The organism is Arthrobacter sp., assembly GCF_031179985.1.
Classification (GTDB): Bacteria; Actinomycetota; Actinomycetes; order Actinomycetales; family Micrococcaceae; genus Arthrobacter.
Genome location: NZ_JAPSHJ010000041.1, coordinates 1 through 17,179 on the forward strand (window position 1 = coordinate 1; position 17,179 = coordinate 17,179).

The following is a 17,179-nucleotide window of genomic DNA, read 5'->3' on the forward strand; positions in this document are numbered from 1 at the left end:
TCCTCGCCGGCGAAACGGTCCCCGAGCGCGTCGTCACCGAAGAAACCACCTTCACCCAGGAACAGGCCATCAAGGCCCTGCCTACCCGTCAGTACTGAGCCCCCCGCTCACCTGACCGTCCGTGCGGTGGCAGTGCCTACACTGCCGCCGCACGGATCAATCCGCCACCGCACGGATCACCACACCCCTGGCAAGCCGGACAACAACAGGCCAGTCACGGCTGCCGTCCCCTGCAATGAAATTTACCCTCAAGAATGCCCCGTTCAATCAGGGGCACGGAAAGTAGGCGCAACGATGCGACCCTTACGTTTGCTCACCAGAACGGCAGCCGCGGGGGCCATAGCCTCGGCGCTTGTCCTGACTCCGCTGGTCCCGGCGCTGGCTGAGACCACCCCGGACCCCAGGCTCGTCCTGCAATACAACCTGGATGAAAGCTCCGGGACCGTGGCTGTGGACAGCTCCGGAAAGGGACGCAACGGCACGGTCGTCAATGGTGGCACCTGGACGGGAAGCGAAGGACTGAAGCTGGACGGCGTCAACGACCATGTCCGCCTTCCTGACAACATCATGCAGGGACTGTCCGCCATTACGGTCAGTACCGAGGTTCTGATGGCACCAACGCAAGCAACTCCTTACTTCATCTACGGACTCGGCAATACGACGTCGAACGCCGGGAACGGCTACCTGTTCACCACTGGTGACAGTTACCGCACTTCTATCGCCTCAGGTAACTGGTCCACCGAGCAGACACTTTCCCAAAACCAGCCTTTGGCGCGCGGCGTCTGGAAGACAATCACCTACACACTCGCCAATGGAACAGCCACGCTGTTCCTCGACGGCGTACAGGTGGGACAGAAAACCGGTATCACCATCACGCCAGGCAGCATCGGCAACGGATTGACGACGGCGAATTACCTCGGCCGTTCGGTCTACGCAGCCGACAAGTTTTTGTCCGGGTCGGTCAGGAACTTCCGGATCTACAATGCTGCCCTCACTCCAAGCGAGGTCGCATCCGCGATCGCACCAAGCGACGCACTCCGCGTGGATCGGGATGCGGCAGCTCTGACTCTCGGGGACGTCTCGGCGGTGACAGGCAACCTGTCCCTGCCGGCCAACGGCGTCAATGGTTCCACCCTGACGTGGTCATCGAGCGATCCGGCTGTCATTTCGAATACAGGAGTGGTGACCAGGCCCAACGCGGCGCAGGGTCCGGCAACTGTGACCCTCACGGCAACAATCACCCGCGGCGAATCCTCCGGAACCAAGGCGTTCACAGCTACCGTGGTCCCTGCCGAGTCAGATGAAGAAAAGCTGGCGGCCGCCACCGCTGCTTTGTCCCTTCCCGCACTTGATGACGTCCGCGGCAATGTCACTCTCCCGGCAACCAGCGGACAGGCAGCGGTAACGTGGCAGTCCGCAAGCCCGATCATTGATTCCACAGGCATTGTTAACCGTCCGGCGGTGGACACCGACGTCGTCCTGACAGCCACCCTCACGGTCGGCACAGCGACCGGGACCAAGGAATTCACAGCGCATGTAAAAGCGAAGCCAACTGTTGCGCCCTATGCCGGATACGCGTTTGCTTACTTCACGGGGAACAGCCTGGCTGGCGAGAATATTTTCATGGCCGCCAGCCGCGGCAACGACGCCCTCCACTGGGATGAAACCAATGGCGGCAAGCCGATCCTCACGTCCACCATGGGCACCAAAGGCCTGCGCGATCCCTTTGTGATCCGGTCCCCCGAAGGCGACAAGTTCTACATGATCGCCACAGACCTTTCCATTGGCAGCGGAACTTCCTGGGACTCCTCCCAGCGCCAAGGCAGCCAGTACCTTGAGGTCTGGGAATCATACGACCTCAAAAACTGGTCCGAACAAAGGCATGTGAAGGTTTCGCCAAGCACGGCCGGCAATACCTGGGCTCCGGAGGCCTACTACGACGCCGGCATCGGCGCCTACGTCGTGTTCTGGGCATCGAAGATCTATGCAGAATCCGACCCGGGCCACACCGCCGGGGTTGTCAACAAGATGATGTATTCGACAACCCGAGACTTCCGCACCTTCTCTGAAGCCAAGGTCTGGAACGACCCGGGTACCTCAGTCATTGATTCAACGGTCATCAAGGACAAGGACACGTTCTATCGCTTCACCAAGGATGAAGGCGGTGTTTCGGGCTGCGTCGACATCATGCAGGAAAAGTCCAACAACCTGCTCGCCGTTGATCTTCCGACCAGCAACCCCAGGAACTGGGCGCTCCAAAGCTCCTGCATCGGCAAGAACGCCGGAACGGCAGCGGTCGAAGGTCCCACCGTCTTCAAATCCAACACGGAGGAGAAGTTCTACCTCTTCCTCGACGAATTCGGAGGACGCGGCTACATCCCGCTCGAAAGCACCAGCCTGGAAACCCCCAGCTGGAAGCTGTCCACCAACTACGACCTGCCGGCCAGCCCCCGCCACGGAACCGTTCTCCCGGTAACCCAGACTGAGCTGGACGCCCTTCGCCAGACACCAAAACCTGTTCCCGCCAATGAAAAAGGGGAGATCCTCCGCTACTCCTTTGACCAGACCTCAGGAACGGACGTCACAGACTCCTCTGGCAATGGCCTCAACGGCAAGGTCGTCGCCGGCGGCAGCTGGCAGCCGGGCGGCACGCTTAAGCTCGACGGTGCCGGTGGTTATGTCGACGTCCCGGATAACATCCTCTCCGGTGTCCAGGACGTGACGGTGGAAGCAGACGTCCTCGTAAACGCCTCCCAGAGCGGGTCCTACTTCATCTATGGATTCGGCAACACCGACGCCGCCGGAGTGGGTAATGGCTATCTGTTCGCCACGGGAAATTCCGTGTACAAGACCGGTATCGCCTCCGGGAACTGGACGACAGAACAAATTGCCAACAGCACATCAGCCCTGCCCCGTGAATCATGGAAGCACCTGGTTTACACGCTGAAGGGCAGCGTCGCCACCGTCTATCTCGACGGGAAAAAGGTCGGCGAGAACTTGAACGCCACCCTGAACCCTGCGGACATCGGACTGGGCAGCACCACGTCTAACTACCTCGGCAAGTCCGTCTACACCGCAGACAAAACCCTCAACGGCTCCCTCCGCGAGTTCGCCATCTACAACCGGGCGCTGTCAGCTGAGGAAGTAATGAATATCTCGGGCGACAAAACCGGTCTGGGAGATGTTTCGCTCAGTGACGCCAGCCTCCTGAAGGTGGCACCCATCGTCGACAGCACAAGCCGGAAGGTTACCTATCCCGTCAAACCAGGAACGGATCTGAGTAAGCTCTCCCCCACCTTCAGCCTCTTTCCCGGGGCTGTTTCAAGCCCGGCTTCCGGAGCGAGCGCGGACCTCAGCAAGCCGGTCACCTACGAGGTGACGGGGCCTGATGGTTCGACGGCGGACTGGACCTTCTCAGCACTGGAAATGAAGAGCCCTGTGTTGCCCGGCTACACCGCTGATCCGAACATCGTGGTCTACGGGGATACGTACTACATCTACCCCACGACCGACGGAATTGCCTCATGGGGCAGCACGAAGTTCTCCGTCTTCTCATCCAAGAACCTTGTGGACTGGACAGACGAAGGCGTGGTGCTGGATCTTGCAAACGTCAGCTGGACCCACTCAAATGCCTGGGCACCGGCAGCGACATCCAAAAACGGTAAGTACTACCTGTACTTCAGCGCCGGCCAGAACATCGGCGTCGCCGTCGCTGATTCTCCCAAAGGCCCCTTTGTCGACTCCGGTGCGCCGCTGGTCAACAAGGCAGCCTTCGGAGGTGCCCAACAGATCGACCCTGCTGTGTTCACCGATGACAATGGCGTGTCCTACCTGTTCTGGGGCAACGGCACCGCGCGCTATGTTCCGCTCAACCCGGACATGGTTTCCTACGACGCCGCGAACATCAAGACCATCGGCGGCCTGACCCAGTTCAGGGAAGGCGCCTTTGTGCACAAGCGCAACGGCACGTACTACCTGACCTATTCGATCGACGACACACGGAGTGAGAACTACCGGGTCGGATACGCCACCGCGAGCAGCATCAACGGTCCATGGACCTCCAAGGGAGTCATCCTCGAGAAGAAACCAGAACTCGGCATCCTTGGAACCGGCCACAACTCGGTCGTCCAGGTTCCGGGCACGGACGAGTGGTACATCGTGTACCACCGCTTCGCTATCCCAGGTGGCGACGGAATGCACCGGGAGACCACCATTGACCGGCTCACCTTCGCCGCAGACGGATCGATTAATCGGGTTGTTCCCACTCTCGAGAGTGTGGAGCCAAGATTCGCCGACACATCCGCCCCGACAGTTACGGTCGCCACTGAGCCGGCAGCACCGAACGGTGCTGAGGGCTGGTACATGGGTCCTGTCACGGTGAACGTCACCGTCAGTGATGACTCTGCGACGGCTCCCAGCGTTGAAGTATCGGTCGACGACGGTGCCTGGGTTCCGTACACCCGGTCCTTTGAGGTGGCCTCAGACGGCGCTCACACTGTCAAGGCAAGGGCGACGGATGCAGCCGGGAACGTGTCCGTGGAAGCATCCATCGCGTTGAAGATCGACAGGACAGCACCACGGACTGCTGCCACCCTCGACGACGATCGGACGCTCACCCTCGCCGCCGAAGATCCTTACTCGGGCGTTGCTGCCCTTGACTACCGTGTGGGCACCGCGGAATGGGTTCCCTACTCCGGTCCCCTTCCCGCGGGACGGACAGCGGCAACTGTTGAGTTCAGGGCAGTCGATAAGGCAGGCAACTCCACCCAGGGAATCGTGGACGTCCCCGCACCGGCTTCGCAGTCGATCTCCTTTGGGTCGATTGCCACCACGACGCTCGGGGACGCTGACTTCGCAGTCAGCGCAACGTCCACTTCCGGCCTCCCTGTGACGTTCTCTGCAACAGGCTCCTGCACCTTGCAAGGGAACTCGGTTCACTTGACCGGAGCCGGAACCTGCACCATCACCGCCAAGCAGGAAGGGAACCAACGGTTCCTCGCGGCCCCCGACGTCGTCCGGTCCTTTACGGTCAACGCCCCTGTCCGGGACACCTTTGACCGGGCAAATGGAGCCGTGGGCCGTTCCTGGAGCGGCGAGGACGGACGCCAGTCCTACGTCATCAAGGACAAAGCCCTCAGCCCGCTCCTTGGCGGCGCTCTGCTCTACGCCGACGCGTTCGGTGCAGACCAGACGGCGTCCCTGACGCTGAAGTCAATCGCACCCAAGTCTGTCCAGGGTGTTCTGCTGAAGGCCCAATCCGGGAAGTCATTCCTATCGGGCGGAATCTCAGTGGTCTACGACGCGCCCACGAAGTCGGTACTTCTGTCCACCCTGGGCGCTGACAAAAACACCTGGAACTCCTACAGCGCAGTACAATCTGCATTCGCTGCAGGTGACATCCTGACTGCCAGTTATGTGGACGGCACCGTCACCATCTACCGGAATGCCGATGTTGTGTCTAGTGTCCCGCTCCGGGCAGCCGACGTGCAGGTCTTTGCCGGCAAGGAGGGCAAGGCCGGTCTCCGGACGTCCTCAGCGAGCGGCAGCATCCTGGATGATTTCCGGGCAGCAACCATCGCGCGCTAGGAATAACACCCAGTTACAGAAAAGCGGCCATTCATCTTTTCCAGATGAGTGGCCGCTTTTCGCATTGTTTTATCCACCGTCTCTCACTAAGAATGAACCATGACGGTCTACCTGAGATCCCTGGAAACTGCAGTCCCGCCGACTATCCTGATCCAGTCTGAGGCGCGGGAGGTTTTCGCAGCCCAGCCGGGGCTCACGAGGCTCGGCTCGAGGCTGGTCAATACCTGTTTCGACTCGGCCGCCATAGACACCCGCTACACAGCCGTTGACGAACTGACGATGGAAATCCGCTCGGACAACCCGCAGTTCTTCGATCCCCGCACCGGTCTCCTGCTCAGGCCCAGCACGAAGGTGCGGAATGACATCTTCGGGCGGGAAGCAACCAAATTGTTCATCGAGGCCGCAGATGCTGCCCTGGCAGCCTGTGCAGGGATCGGACCGGAGGACATCACGCACCTCGTGACAGTTTCGTGTACGGGATTCTTTAATCCTGGCCCGGACTATAAAATCGTCCGCGCCCTCGGTCTGAATCCCTCGGTCCAGCGGTACCACCTCGGTTTTATGGGATGTTATGCAGCATTTCCGGCACTCCGGGCAGCAAAGTCCTTCTGTGAAGCGGATCCGGAGGCTGTGGTCCTGGTGGTGTGCGCCGAGCTGTGCTCGCTTCACGTCCGGACGTCCAATGACCCGGACACGATCATGGGCTCAGCGCTGTTTGCCGACGGCGCGGCGGGGGCGGTTGTCACGGCACGCGACATTCCTGACGCCGAACCATTGCTCCAACTGGATCACTTTGAAACCGTTCTGACACCCGTCGGCGAGGAATCCATGGCCTGGAACATCGGCGATGAGGGTTTCGAGATGGTCTTGGGAAACTACGTCCCGCACATCATCGACGATCACATTGTCGGCGCACTTGAGCCGCTGCTATCCCGCGAGAAATCGCTCTCCAACAAGCCTTACACGGACATCAGGCACTGGGGAATCCACCCTGGCGGACGCAGCATCCTGGATAAGGTGCAGAGCCGGTTGCAGCTCAGCGATGAGCAACTGATTCCTGCCCGAGAGACATTGCGAAACTACGGAAACATGAGCAGTGCCACCGTGTTGTTCGTCCTCAAGTACATCCTGGAACTTCCGGCCGAATCGGGCGACGAAAGGATTTGCTCCATGGCATTCGGCCCAGGACTAACGGTGGAGACTGCCCTCTTCACCAAGATTTCATCCCAATGCCCTGATGCTCCAGCCGGGCTTACTGCCACAGTCGACACGGCGTCCGCAGAACTGGCCATGGAGACCCCTTTGGATGCACTGGCCCAACCCTTCCGTGCTTGATCCGATCATGGCTCTTCTGCGGGAGCGGGCTGCTGACGCCGTCGAGGAAATGGACGCAAGCGATTGTGATCCGGTCCGTCTCGAAAACACCTATACACAATTTTCCTTGGTTAACAGGCTGGTTTCGGGCTGGCGCCGGCTTTACCGAACAGAGCTGCTGCCCCAGTTATCGTCAGCCACCCCCACCACGCTCCTTGACATAGGCTGCGGTGGGGGCGATATCCCGGTGCTGCTCGCGGAGTGGGCTGCCCGGGACGGCAAGCAGCTGTTGGTCACGGGCATCGATCCCGATGAGCGGGCCTACCGGTTCGCTGCCGAACGGCCGGCAACAGCAGGCGTTACCTTCCGGCAGGCGTTCTCCGCCGAGCTTGTGTCTGAAGGGCTGACGTTCGACGTCGTGATTTCCAACCACGTCCTTCATCACGTGCCTGCCGCCGAACTCCAACAGTTCCTGATGGAGTCGGCGTCGTTATCCCGCGGAACTGTCATCCACAACGACCTCCGCCGCAGTGTGGCCGCATATGCCATCTTCTCTGTGGCTGCGTTGCCATTGAGGCATTCCTTCATTCGGCAGGACGGGCTCACATCCATCCGGCGCAGCTACACACCCTCCGAACTCGACGCCCGCACCCCGCCGGCCTGGACCGCCGAACGGCGTTTTCCCTTCAGGACGGTCCTGCATCACAGGAAGCCTGAACTACCCGGGGCACTGAACCCTTGACCGACGTTCTGATCGTTGGCGGTGGCCCTGTTGGCCTGTATCTTGCTTCCCTGTTGGTCAGTCACGGTCTGGCGGTGCGGGTGCTGGAGCAACGACTGTCCAGATCGCCGTTTTCGCGTGCTATCGGAATCCACCCTCCCGCTCTGGAAGCCCTCGACAGAATCGGCGTCACGTCCAGACTGGTGGCCGCTGGAGTCCAAATCCACCACGGCCTCGCGATCGGAAGCGGCAGGCCTGTGGCCGGGATGTCCTTTGACGGGCTCTCCGGCCGCTTCCCCTTTGTCCTTTCCCTCCCCCAGGAACAGACGGAAGCCATACTGGAGCACCGTCTCCGGGAACTGGATCCGGCTGCGCTGCAGCGCGGCTCCACTGTGACGGGAATGCACGACGACGGACGGACAGTCACGCTGAATGTTGCCTCCGCTTCCGGCTCATCCAGGCACACCTCGCTGCTTGCCATCGCTGCCGACGGCGTCCGGTCCAGCATGCGGGAGTTCCTGGGCATTCCGTCCCGGCTGAAGATCTATCCGGATGCCTACCTGATGGGCGACTTCCAGGACTCCACTGACTTCGGATCAGATGCCGTGCTGTTTCTTGCAGCGAAGGGGATCGTCGAATCGTTCCCGCTGCCCGGCTCCCTCCGCCGTTGGGTAGTCAGAATGCCGGGCCTGCCCCGACAAGCGGAGCCTGCAACGGTAGCTGACCTGGTGTACGAAAGAACGGGAATACCCATAGACCCCGAAACAAACAGCATGCTCAGCTCGTTCGGTGTCCGGTCACGACGAGCCGTGCGGCTGATCCATGGCAGAACAGCCTTGATCGGGGATGCCGCCCATGAGGTCAGTCCCATTGGCGGTCAGGGCATGAACCTTGGATGGCTTGATGCAGCAGCGCTCGCGCCCATCATTGTGGCAGCTATAAGAGGGCAGCCGGTGGCAACTGATCTGCGTGCCTACGAAAGATCACGATTGCACGCGTCGGCCAAGGCCATGCGTCAGGCCGGGATTAATATGGCCCTGGGCCGCCCCGTTCCGCCGCTCCTGCTGGCCGCACGCAATCGGGTGCTGGGCGAAGTCGCAGGAATCCCGGCAGTCAATGCCTGGGTGGCGCGGCGCTTTACCATGCACTGAAGTGCCCTCCTGCGCCCGGGTTCAGCCGCCGGTGAAGTAGCAGTCGTAGCTGTCCTGACTGAGGATCCGGCCGCCGCTTACCTCAAAAACCGAAGTGGTCCTCGCCCTGATGATTTCGCCGGAGTCCCAGTACGGAAGGTCCATTCGGAGGGTCGCTGACCAGTCCGCTTCGATGACCACGCGGCCGCCTTCACAAGTGGTTCGGTTCACCTTGAAGCGCTGGCCGGTAACAACTTCCCCGCTGTTCTCTGCTCCTGACAGGACGTCCTCCAGGGTTCTGGTCGAACCCTTTGGCGCCAGCACATGCGGCGCTTCGACGAGGACAAACTCGTCAGCAAGGAAAGGCCTGATGTCCTCTGCGCCGCCTCCTCCTTCAAGCGTCCGGATAAAGCTGAGCACGCAGGTCAAGGGGTCTGAAGCCAAGGGGTGCTTTTCTGTCATGAAACGACCCTAGCGGAATCGCGCATTTTCAACCCAGCCATCTTCCTTGTCCAGCGGAACCGCCTGCACTGCCGCCCAGTGACGGAGCGTCATCCAACGGCTTAGACTTCAGGGATGAGTCGCGCACCGCTGACCTCCCGACGGCGGTTCACGTCCGCTCCGGCTTCAGCCGTTGCCTTGGCGATGCTCGTGACGCTGGTGTCCTGCAGCCCTGGTCCCGGGCCTGAAGGCAGTCCCAATCCCGTGTCTGCGTCTTCTTCCGGGTCTGCATCCACCGCAATCAGCGGACTGCCGGCCATAAGTGCACAAATCAACCAGTTCAGGGACAACTATGCCCATCAAATCATTGAAATACAGCTCACTAACAACACCCCTGAACCCGTGACTGTACTGGACGCCTCCCTTCACAGTGGCCTTTTCAGCGCCGCCATTATCTGGAATTCCGACGCCGGCGGCATCGAACTTCCCGCGAGGCAGACCAAAAGCCTTCCGGCAAAGCTTTCTGAAGCGACCTGCACACGCGCTGCTGACGCGACGGGAGGCCCGACAAACGTTCCAAGTGACAAATTAATGCTTCGAATCACCACCCAGCCGGCGGTGGCTGGTCAAGCAACACTTGAGCCCGTGGATCCACATGGAGTGCTGACCCGGAACAATATGGAACAGTGCGTCAGCAAGGCAGCGGAGGACATTGCGGAGTTCCGGCCAGTACCGGAACTGGATGCTGCTGGGAAAGGCGGTACCGCCGTCGTCCGTATCCGCATACTCCCCAAGCTGCCGCCCCAGGAGGGCAGCAGGAGCACACAAGGCGCTGGTGAGCCGCCCAGGGAACCGAGGGTCCTGACCATCGAGAAAATCGACGGCACCCCGCTCATAGCCGAAGAACCCTCCCAGCCCTGGCCGCGGGATCTGGAGGTGCGGGAGGGCGGACCGGCTTCAGAGCTCCGACTGGTTATCCGTCCGGCCCGGTGTGATCCGCATGCGGTGGCAGAAGACAAAGTGGGCACGTTGTTTCCGCTGCGGATAACAGTGGCCGGGCAGCAAGGAGTCTTTAAAGTGGACGCAGGTGCCGGGCTTCGGGGCCGCATTCATGATTTCGTCATCTCGACCTGCGGACCGCAGCAGGGCTGAGCCGCATTAGGCTTTTGGTATGGCCCAGGTTTCAGTCCCCACACCGTCCAGTCCCGCCGAGATACGGGAGACCGTTCAATCCATCCTGGCATCAGACGGACTTCCACCGATCGTGCAGGTGGGGCATCCTGCGCTGCGCCAGTCCGCCGCCCGTTACGACGGACAGCTCACCGATGAGGAACTGGCCGCGCTGATAGGCCTGATGCGCCGGGTCATGCATAACGCTCCCGGAGTGGGTCTGGCTGCCCCGCAGCTTGGGATCCCGCTTCAGATTGCCGTGGCGGAAGATGGGTTCGACGTCGAGCCTGACATTGCCGGGTTGCGCGAGAGAGCCCCGCTGGACTTCCTGGTACTGCTCAACCCCTCCTACATAGCCATAGGCGCAGGCCGGGCAGCGTTTTATGAAGGCTGCCTGTCCTTAAACGGCCTGCAGGCGGTGGTGTCGCGGCCGGACCGCGTTCATCTGACGTACACCACGCCGGAGGGCACTGCGATGCAAGCAGAGTACTCCGGCTGGCAGGCCCGGATTGTTCAGCACGAAACCGACCACCTGCATGGCACCTTGTATGTAGACAAGGCCGAACTCCGCTCCCTCACCACAAATGAGGAATACGGGCTTCGCTGGATGGCGCCGGACATCAGCCGGGCGCGGCATGAACTCGGGTTTCTCCCTGACTGATCAAGCCTTCACGGGGAGGTATTTTGCCCACCAGCGGAGGATGTGTTCGAAGCGCTGCTTGCGGTGGTGGGGAGTTCCGGACCGCGAAAGTTCATGGTTTTCCCCCGGGAAGATCAGGAACGCTGCCTCCACTCCCTGCTGTTTCAGTGCCGTGAAGTACCGCTGCCCCTGTTCTACCGGACACCGCAGGTCCTCCTCACTGTGGATCACGAGCGTGGGGGTACGCACTGCAGAAATGGTGGCCATGGGGCTCTGGGCAGCCATTTCCTCCGGCGCTGGCCCGGTGTACTCGCCACCGAAGAACCATCCAATGTCAGAAGAGCCCACGAAACTGACCGGATCAAGGAATCCCCGTTCCACAATGGCCGCTTTGAAACGGTGATCCTGGCTGATGGTCCATGCGGTGAGATAGCCGCCGTAGGAGCCACCCATGATGCCCAATTCGGTGGAATCCAGTTCCTGGAACTTCTCCAATGCGCCGTCGAGGAACGCCAGAACGTCCTGCATATCAACGGTGCCCATTTTTCCCTTAATGGAACGACCGTGGGCCTGGCCATAGCCCGCCGAGCCGCGAGGGTTGCACATCAGGACGGCGTATCCTGCCTCCGCATAAACCTGGGCCTCGTCGAAAACTCCAACCGTGTACTGGGCGAACGGCCCGCCGTGGATGTTGAGCAGCACCGGGTGGGGACCCTTGCCCGGAGGCATAACAAGCCAGCCGTGCACCGGATGACCGTCCTGGGAACTGAAGGTGAGTTCCCGGGGTTCAATAATGCCGGCTTCGGTCCGCAGCCGCGCTGAGAAATCGGTGAGCAGCCTCAGTTGGCCAGCCTCAAGGATGGCCACGTCACCGGCAGTGGCTGAATCCCCAAAGGTGACGAAGATCGAGCCTCCTCCCGACCCCGCGCCCACAACCACCCGGTCCCCGTGGACCAGGAGCGCGTTATTGCCGGTGGCGCCGAATTCCAGCAGTTCCACAGTGCCCTGGGCGTTGTTAAGGACGAGCGCCGAATCGTCCCCCTGCAGTTCGAGCAGCCCACCGCCTGTATCCAGATCCATGTTCTCGACGTCGCTCATGCACGTGGGGTCACCACCGCCCGAAGGAATAACGTACATGGCGGTATTCCGGGCCACGAAGTCCAGCCCGGAGGTGCCCAGATCCTGAGCGAGGTAGAAGAGCCACTTGCCGTCCCGGCTCTGCCTGACGGTGTGGATTGCCTGCCGAGGGCCGTCAACCGATAGCACAGGAACGGGTTCCTGGACACCCGCCACGGCCAAGGAATAGATACCGGTGGCCAGATCGCCGTCGCTTCCTTCGTGGAGTGCTGCCACAAAGAAGATAGTGGCTCCGTCGCTGCTGAACGTCGCGCTTTCATGGTCAACTGGAGCCGAAGTCAGCTGCCGGGCGGGAGGCACTGTCTCGTCCTCGGGCACGTCGGGTGAATCCTTCGAAGCATGCTGATCCGCCGAGTCCGTGGCCACGTTCCTCTTTTGGGCGGCACGGCCGGAGCGCACCACCTTGGGCTCGTCGTCGAGATCCGGGACGTGAACGAGAAACAACTGCAGCGGCTTATCGGCGGTGTAGCCCACGCCGTTCATCCGGTACTTGTAGTCCGTGATCAGGCGGGCGTCCTCTGCGGCAGATGAGACGCCGTCGACTGTTCCGTAGCGGCCTTCCTCCGGAGTTCTGGCAGCGAACACAATCCGGTGCGAGTCCGGTGCCCAGGCAAAGTAGGAGACGCCAAGTTTCGCATTGGTGATCACCTGAGGCTCTCCTCCGGCCGCATCCACTACATGCAGTTGGAACTTCCCCTCCGATGACGTGCGGAGAAATGCCAGCACACGCCCGTCCGGAGAAAACGCCGGGGATGTGTCACGGAACCCGCGGGTGAGTCTCCGGGGCAGTCTTTCGGGATTCCGGGAGATGCTCCAAAGCTGGCCTACATAGGTGTCAGCGTCGAAGTCCGGATGGACAACGGACACGACGGCCCTCGTGCCGTCGGGATGGACGGTGGGTGCAGATACGGAATTCAGCAGCGGCAGGTGTTCTGGTTTCACTCTTGCGAGCCTAGTTGTTCCTTCGAAGGGTGGGAAACACCCTAGTGATGAACAGGCCACTTAAGATGGGGCTATGCCTTCTGACGCCGTCCACTCGCTGCTGTGCCCCGTCTGCCGGCAAGCCTTGGGTTACGGCACGGGGGAAGTGCCCACGTTGAAGTGCCCTGCCGGTCACAGTTTTGATGCCGCCAGGCAGGGATACTTCAACTTCCTGGTGGGCAAGGGAACTGCCTTCGAAGCAGACTCTGCCGATATGGTGGCGGCTCGCAGCGATTTTCTGTCTCATGGGCATTATGACGAGCTGGCGCTCGTCATCGCGGACACCGCCGCGCCTGCCCTCGCCGCAGCCAAGCCTGCTGTGCTTGACGCCGGGACCGGAACCGGACACTATCTGCGGGCGATTCTGGACAGGTTCCCGGCTGCAGCCATCGGCCTGGACATCTCCAAGTTCGCCTTGCGGCGCGCTGCCAGATTGAACCCGGACGTCATCAACATTGTCTGCGATGTGTGGCAACCCCTTCCGCTGACGGATCGGTCAGTCGATGTCGTCACCGTCGTCTTCGCTCCGCGCAACCCAGCCGAGTTCTCCCGGGTCCTGCGTCCGGGTGGGAGACTCATAGTGGTGACGCCCAGACCTGGTCACCTGGCCGAAGTGGCTGGAACAACCGGAATGCTGGGATTGGAGGCAGCCAAGGAGGAACGGCTGGCAGCCTCCATGAACGGCGCGTTCAGCGAACTGTCCACCCGGGAGCTGGATCTCGACTTGAGCCTGCCGGCGGCGGACGTCGTCAATTTGGCGCTGATGGGGCCGGCCGGGCACCATCTGGACCGAACGGCGCTTCCTGAGCTGCTGGCCTCCCTGCCGGCCCGAACGAGAGTTTCTGCCCGTTTCCGGATCACCGCTTTTGAACCCCGGCCTTGGCTCCTTAACTCCTGAATCCCGAGTGTCCGAGATAACGACTTGGCCACTTTCCGTACCTCTGCTCCGGGCCCTCCCCTCCCCCTCAGGGTTCGGACTACGATGGAAGCACAGTTACTGAGGGTCTGCTCCCGCAGGTCCCGGCGACGAAGGGGGAGCTACATGTTTGATTGGCTTGGCGAGAACTGGTGGGCTTTGTGGCTGACGGTTTTCCTGGCGTTTGCCGTGGTGGAAATGCTCACCTTGGACCTGTTCTTCATTATGCTCGGCGGTGGCGCCCTTGCTGCCCTGGTGGCGGATTTTGCCGGCGCCGACCTCTGGCTGCAGATCATCGTATTCTGCGTCGTGTCACTCCTCATGGTTGGCCTCGTCCGGCCAGTGGCGCTCAAACACCTGCATAAAGGCCCTGCTGAACAGCGGACAAACGTGGACCGCCTTATCGGGGAATCAGCGCTGGTCATGGAATCCGTCAGTTCCGACGGCGGTCTGGTCAAGATCGGGGGCGACGTGTGGAGTGCTCGTTCCAAAGATGGAATTCTTGAGGCGGGCCAGCGTGTGGTGGTGTCCGCCATCGAAGGAGCCACCGCCGTCGTCGTTCCCCAGCCGGAACCCGTACAGTAATCGCCACCGGCATCGCTGCCGGAGCAAAAGAGTGTGAACGGCCCCTGCATCCGCCGGGAGACCGCGCTTGCGTATTCAGCTTTGAATACAACTATTGGGGAATGAAGGAGATGCATGGATATCGCAGTCACGATCGTGCTGCTGGTTCTGATCGTTTTCGTAATTATCGTGCTTGTACGCTCGGTGCGGATTGTGCCGCAGGCGCGGGCAGGAGTGGTAGAACGGCTCGGAAAGTACCAGCGAACCCTCAACCCGGGACTTACTATCCTGATCCCCTTCGTGGACAGGCTGCTCCCGCTCCTGGACCTCCGGGAACAAGTGGTTTCCTTCCCTCCGCAGCCGGTGATTACCGAAGACAACCTGGTGGTTTCGATCGACACGGTTGTGTATTTCCAGGTGACGGACCCGCGGGCTGCAACCTATGAAATCGCCAACTACATCCAGGCGGTCGAACAGCTGACCACCACCACCCTGCGTAATGTCGTCGGTGGCCTGAACCTCGAAGAGGCCTTGACCTCCCGCGACCAGATCAATGGTCAGTTGCGAGGCGTGCTGGACGAGGCCACCGGCCGCTGGGGTATCCGCGTTTCACGCGTGGAACTGAAGGCGATTGATCCGCCCCACTCCATCCAGGATTCGATGGAAAAGCAGATGCGTGCCGAACGGGACCGGCGTGCGGCCATCCTCACCGCCGAGGGCACCAAGCAGTCGGCCATTCTCACCGCAGAGGGCCAGCGGCAGGCAGCCATCCTCAAGGCCGAGGGCGACGCAAAGGCCGCCATCCTGCGCGCCGACGGTGAAGCCCAGGCGATCCAGAAGGTCTTCGACGCAATCCATAAGGGCAACCCCGATCAGAAGCTGCTGGCTTACCAGTACCTGCAGACGCTGCCCAAGTTGGCGGAAGGATCGTCAAACAAACTGTGGATCATCCCCAGCGAAGTGGGCGAGGCACTCAAGGGCATTGGCAACGCCCTGGGTGGGACCAACATGGACTCCGAAGGCCTCTTCGGCGCGGGCGCCCCGGCAAGACCAACCACCGAAAAACAGGCCGTGGATCGTCCTTAGGGCCTTTAAGAGGAGGAGTTGCCCGGGACCGGGCAACTCCTCCTTTGCTTGATTCTTGCTTCGCTCTTTTTGCTTGGCTGTAGAAGGAACCGTATAATAGGATATTTGTCCGACCGGTTCAATAAGGCTGGAACAAGAATGCTGCGGAAAGCGTTGGAGTTAACGATGCAACGTAGTGCAAACCGTAGTCCGGGGGCTGTCACTTACCTCCGGCTAGCGCAGAGCCAGGCTCTGCGAACCGACCAAAGGGAGAAATCATGAGCGATCGCAGCCTGCGGGGCATGCGCCTCGGCGCACAAAGCATGGAGACGGAATCCGGTGTCGAACCGGCTCCCCGCCAGCGGGTTGAGTACCGTTGCGAGGACGGCGAGCAGGTCTTCGTCACGTTCTCCTCGGAAGCTGAAATCCCTCCGGTATGGGTGTCGAAAACGGGCAAGGAAGCTCTCCTGGTGGATGGCGAACGCCCCATCAACAGCAACGAAAAAGCTGTCCGGACCCACTGGGACATGCTTTTGGAACGCCGGTCCCTTCCCGAGCTGGAACAGATCCTCGAGGATCGACTCACCATTCTGCGCGAACGCCGTGGAGAACGCCGCTCAGCCTAAGGGCTGAACCACAGGGGACAAGAACTCAGTACACAACAAAGCCGGGCTCCCTCATCGACTAACGATGAGGGAGCCCGGCTTTGTTGTGTCTCGAGCCTGCCAGGTTTAGGTCAGTGTGCCGAGCTTAGTCAGGCGGCGGAGCTTTTCCCGGAGGTGAGTTTCTGCCACCGCGCGGCGAGGCCCCAACGCGTGACGTTGATCATCGCTTCAACCACAATGTTTCCGCTCATCTTCGAGTCCCCGAGCTCGCGCTCCACGAAGGTGATGGGTCGCTCAACAATTGTGAGTCCCAGCTTCGCAACGCGCCAGGCAAGGTCCACCTGGAAGCCGTAGCCAACTGAGGCCACCTCATCGAGGTTGAGCTTTTCAAGGGTGGTGCGGCGGAAGGCGCGGTATCCGCCGGTAACATCCTTGATCTTCAGGCCGAGCATAAGCCGTGCATAGGTGCTCCCGACGCGCGAAATGGCCTGCCGGTACAGCGGCCAGTTGACGACGCTGCCGCCAGGAACCCAGCGGGATCCCATGGCCAAATCAGCACCCTGCTCCAAGGCTTCCAGCAATTGCGGAAGCTGCTCCGGCTGGTGGGAGCCGTCGGCGTCCATCTCCACGAGGACGTCATACCCGGCGTCAAGTCCCCACTTGAAGCCGGCGATGTAGGCCGCTCCGAGTCCTGCCTTGCCCTGCCGATGCAGGACGTGGATCTGGGAATCCTCTGCAGCCAGGCCATCCGCCAGCTGCCCGGTACCGTCCGGGCTGTTGTCGTCAACCACCAGGACATCCGATGCCGGGACAGCTGCCCTGAGGCGGCTGATTGTCTTGGGCAGGGATTCCAGCTCATTGTAGGTCGGGATGATCGTGAGGACACGCACAGCGAGGCCTTTCCTTGAT

General features: G+C 61.1%; 13 protein-coding genes. 10 read left to right on the plus strand and 3 right to left on the minus strand.

Annotated elements, in window-relative coordinates; translation table 11 throughout:
- Window positions 1-294 precede the first annotated feature (294 nt).
- From RIN13_RS15815 to RIN13_RS15830, 4 genes are all read left to right on the plus strand, one after another.
- Window positions 295-5,586, plus strand: coding sequence for a family 43 glycosylhydrolase (locus RIN13_RS15815; RefSeq protein WP_309108290.1), 5,292 nt, complete (start codon window positions 295-297; stop codon window positions 5,584-5,586).
- 99 nt (window positions 5,587-5,685) lie between these two features.
- Complete coding sequence (locus RIN13_RS15820; protein ID WP_309108291.1) at window positions 5,686-6,921, plus strand: type III polyketide synthase; 1,236 nt, start codon at window positions 5,686-5,688, stop codon at window positions 6,919-6,921.
- Complete coding sequence (locus RIN13_RS15825; RefSeq protein WP_309108292.1) at window positions 6,893-7,642, plus strand: class I SAM-dependent methyltransferase; 750 nt, start codon at window positions 6,893-6,895, stop codon at window positions 7,640-7,642. The genes RIN13_RS15820 and RIN13_RS15825 overlap by 29 nt, the downstream gene beginning before the upstream one ends.
- Complete coding sequence (locus RIN13_RS15830) at window positions 7,639-8,772, plus strand: NAD(P)/FAD-dependent oxidoreductase (protein ID WP_309108293.1); 1,134 nt, start codon at window positions 7,639-7,641, stop codon at window positions 8,770-8,772. The genes RIN13_RS15825 and RIN13_RS15830 overlap by 4 nt, the downstream gene beginning before the upstream one ends.
- A 21-nt stretch (window positions 8,773-8,793) precedes the next feature.
- On the opposite strand, the gene RIN13_RS15835 is transcribed toward RIN13_RS15830, so the two are convergent.
- Window positions 8,794-9,213, minus strand: a complete 420-nt coding sequence (locus tag RIN13_RS15835; RefSeq protein WP_309108294.1) for a nuclear transport factor 2 family protein — start codon at window positions 9,211-9,213, stop codon at window positions 8,794-8,796.
- Window positions 9,214-9,327: 114 nt separating this feature from the next.
- On the opposite strand from RIN13_RS15835, the gene RIN13_RS15840 reads away from it, so the two are divergent.
- Entirely contained in the window at window positions 9,328-10,344 is a 1,017-nt protein-coding gene (locus RIN13_RS15840) for a hypothetical protein (RefSeq protein ID WP_309108295.1), read from the plus strand.
- 19 nt (window positions 10,345-10,363) lie between these two features.
- A complete protein-coding gene (locus tag RIN13_RS15845; protein WP_309108296.1) occupies window positions 10,364-11,023 on the plus strand; it encodes a peptide deformylase in 660 nt (219 codons plus the stop codon).
- Here the strand turns inward: RIN13_RS15845 and RIN13_RS15850 are convergent, their stop codons facing one another.
- Window positions 11,024-13,081, minus strand: a complete 2,058-nt coding sequence (locus RIN13_RS15850; protein WP_309108297.1) for a S9 family peptidase — start codon at window positions 13,079-13,081, stop codon at window positions 11,024-11,026. It lies immediately after the preceding gene.
- 73 nt (window positions 13,082-13,154) lie between these two features.
- Between RIN13_RS15850 and RIN13_RS15855 the strand changes: the two genes are divergently transcribed.
- The 4 genes from RIN13_RS15855 to RIN13_RS15870 all read left to right on the plus strand — a co-directional run bounded on the left by RIN13_RS15855 (window position 13,155) and on the right by RIN13_RS15870 (window position 16,291).
- A complete protein-coding gene (locus RIN13_RS15855) occupies window positions 13,155-14,018 on the plus strand; it encodes a methyltransferase domain-containing protein (protein ID WP_309108298.1) in 864 nt (287 codons plus the stop codon).
- Window positions 14,019-14,162: 144 nt separating this feature from the next.
- Window positions 14,163-14,621 carry an NfeD family protein gene (locus RIN13_RS15860; RefSeq protein ID WP_309108299.1) on the plus strand — a complete coding sequence of 153 codons (459 nt, stop codon included), beginning with the start codon at window positions 14,163-14,165 and terminating at the stop codon, window positions 14,619-14,621.
- Between the two features lie 114 nt (window positions 14,622-14,735).
- Window positions 14,736-15,686 (plus strand): SPFH domain-containing protein, encoded by a 951-nt coding sequence (locus RIN13_RS15865; RefSeq protein WP_309108300.1) that lies wholly within the window; start codon window positions 14,736-14,738, stop codon window positions 15,684-15,686.
- A gap of 257 nt (window positions 15,687-15,943) precedes the next feature.
- Entirely contained in the window at window positions 15,944-16,291 is a 348-nt protein-coding gene (locus tag RIN13_RS15870) for an RNA polymerase-binding protein RbpA (RefSeq protein ID WP_011692034.1), read from the plus strand.
- Window positions 16,292-16,419: 128 nt separating this feature from the next.
- Here the strand turns inward: RIN13_RS15870 and RIN13_RS15875 are convergent, their stop codons facing one another.
- Window positions 16,420-17,160: a polyprenol monophosphomannose synthase gene (locus RIN13_RS15875; RefSeq protein WP_309108301.1), complete on the minus strand. Its 741-nt coding sequence runs from the start codon at window positions 17,158-17,160 to the stop codon at window positions 16,420-16,422.
- Window positions 17,161-17,179 lie beyond the last annotated feature (19 nt).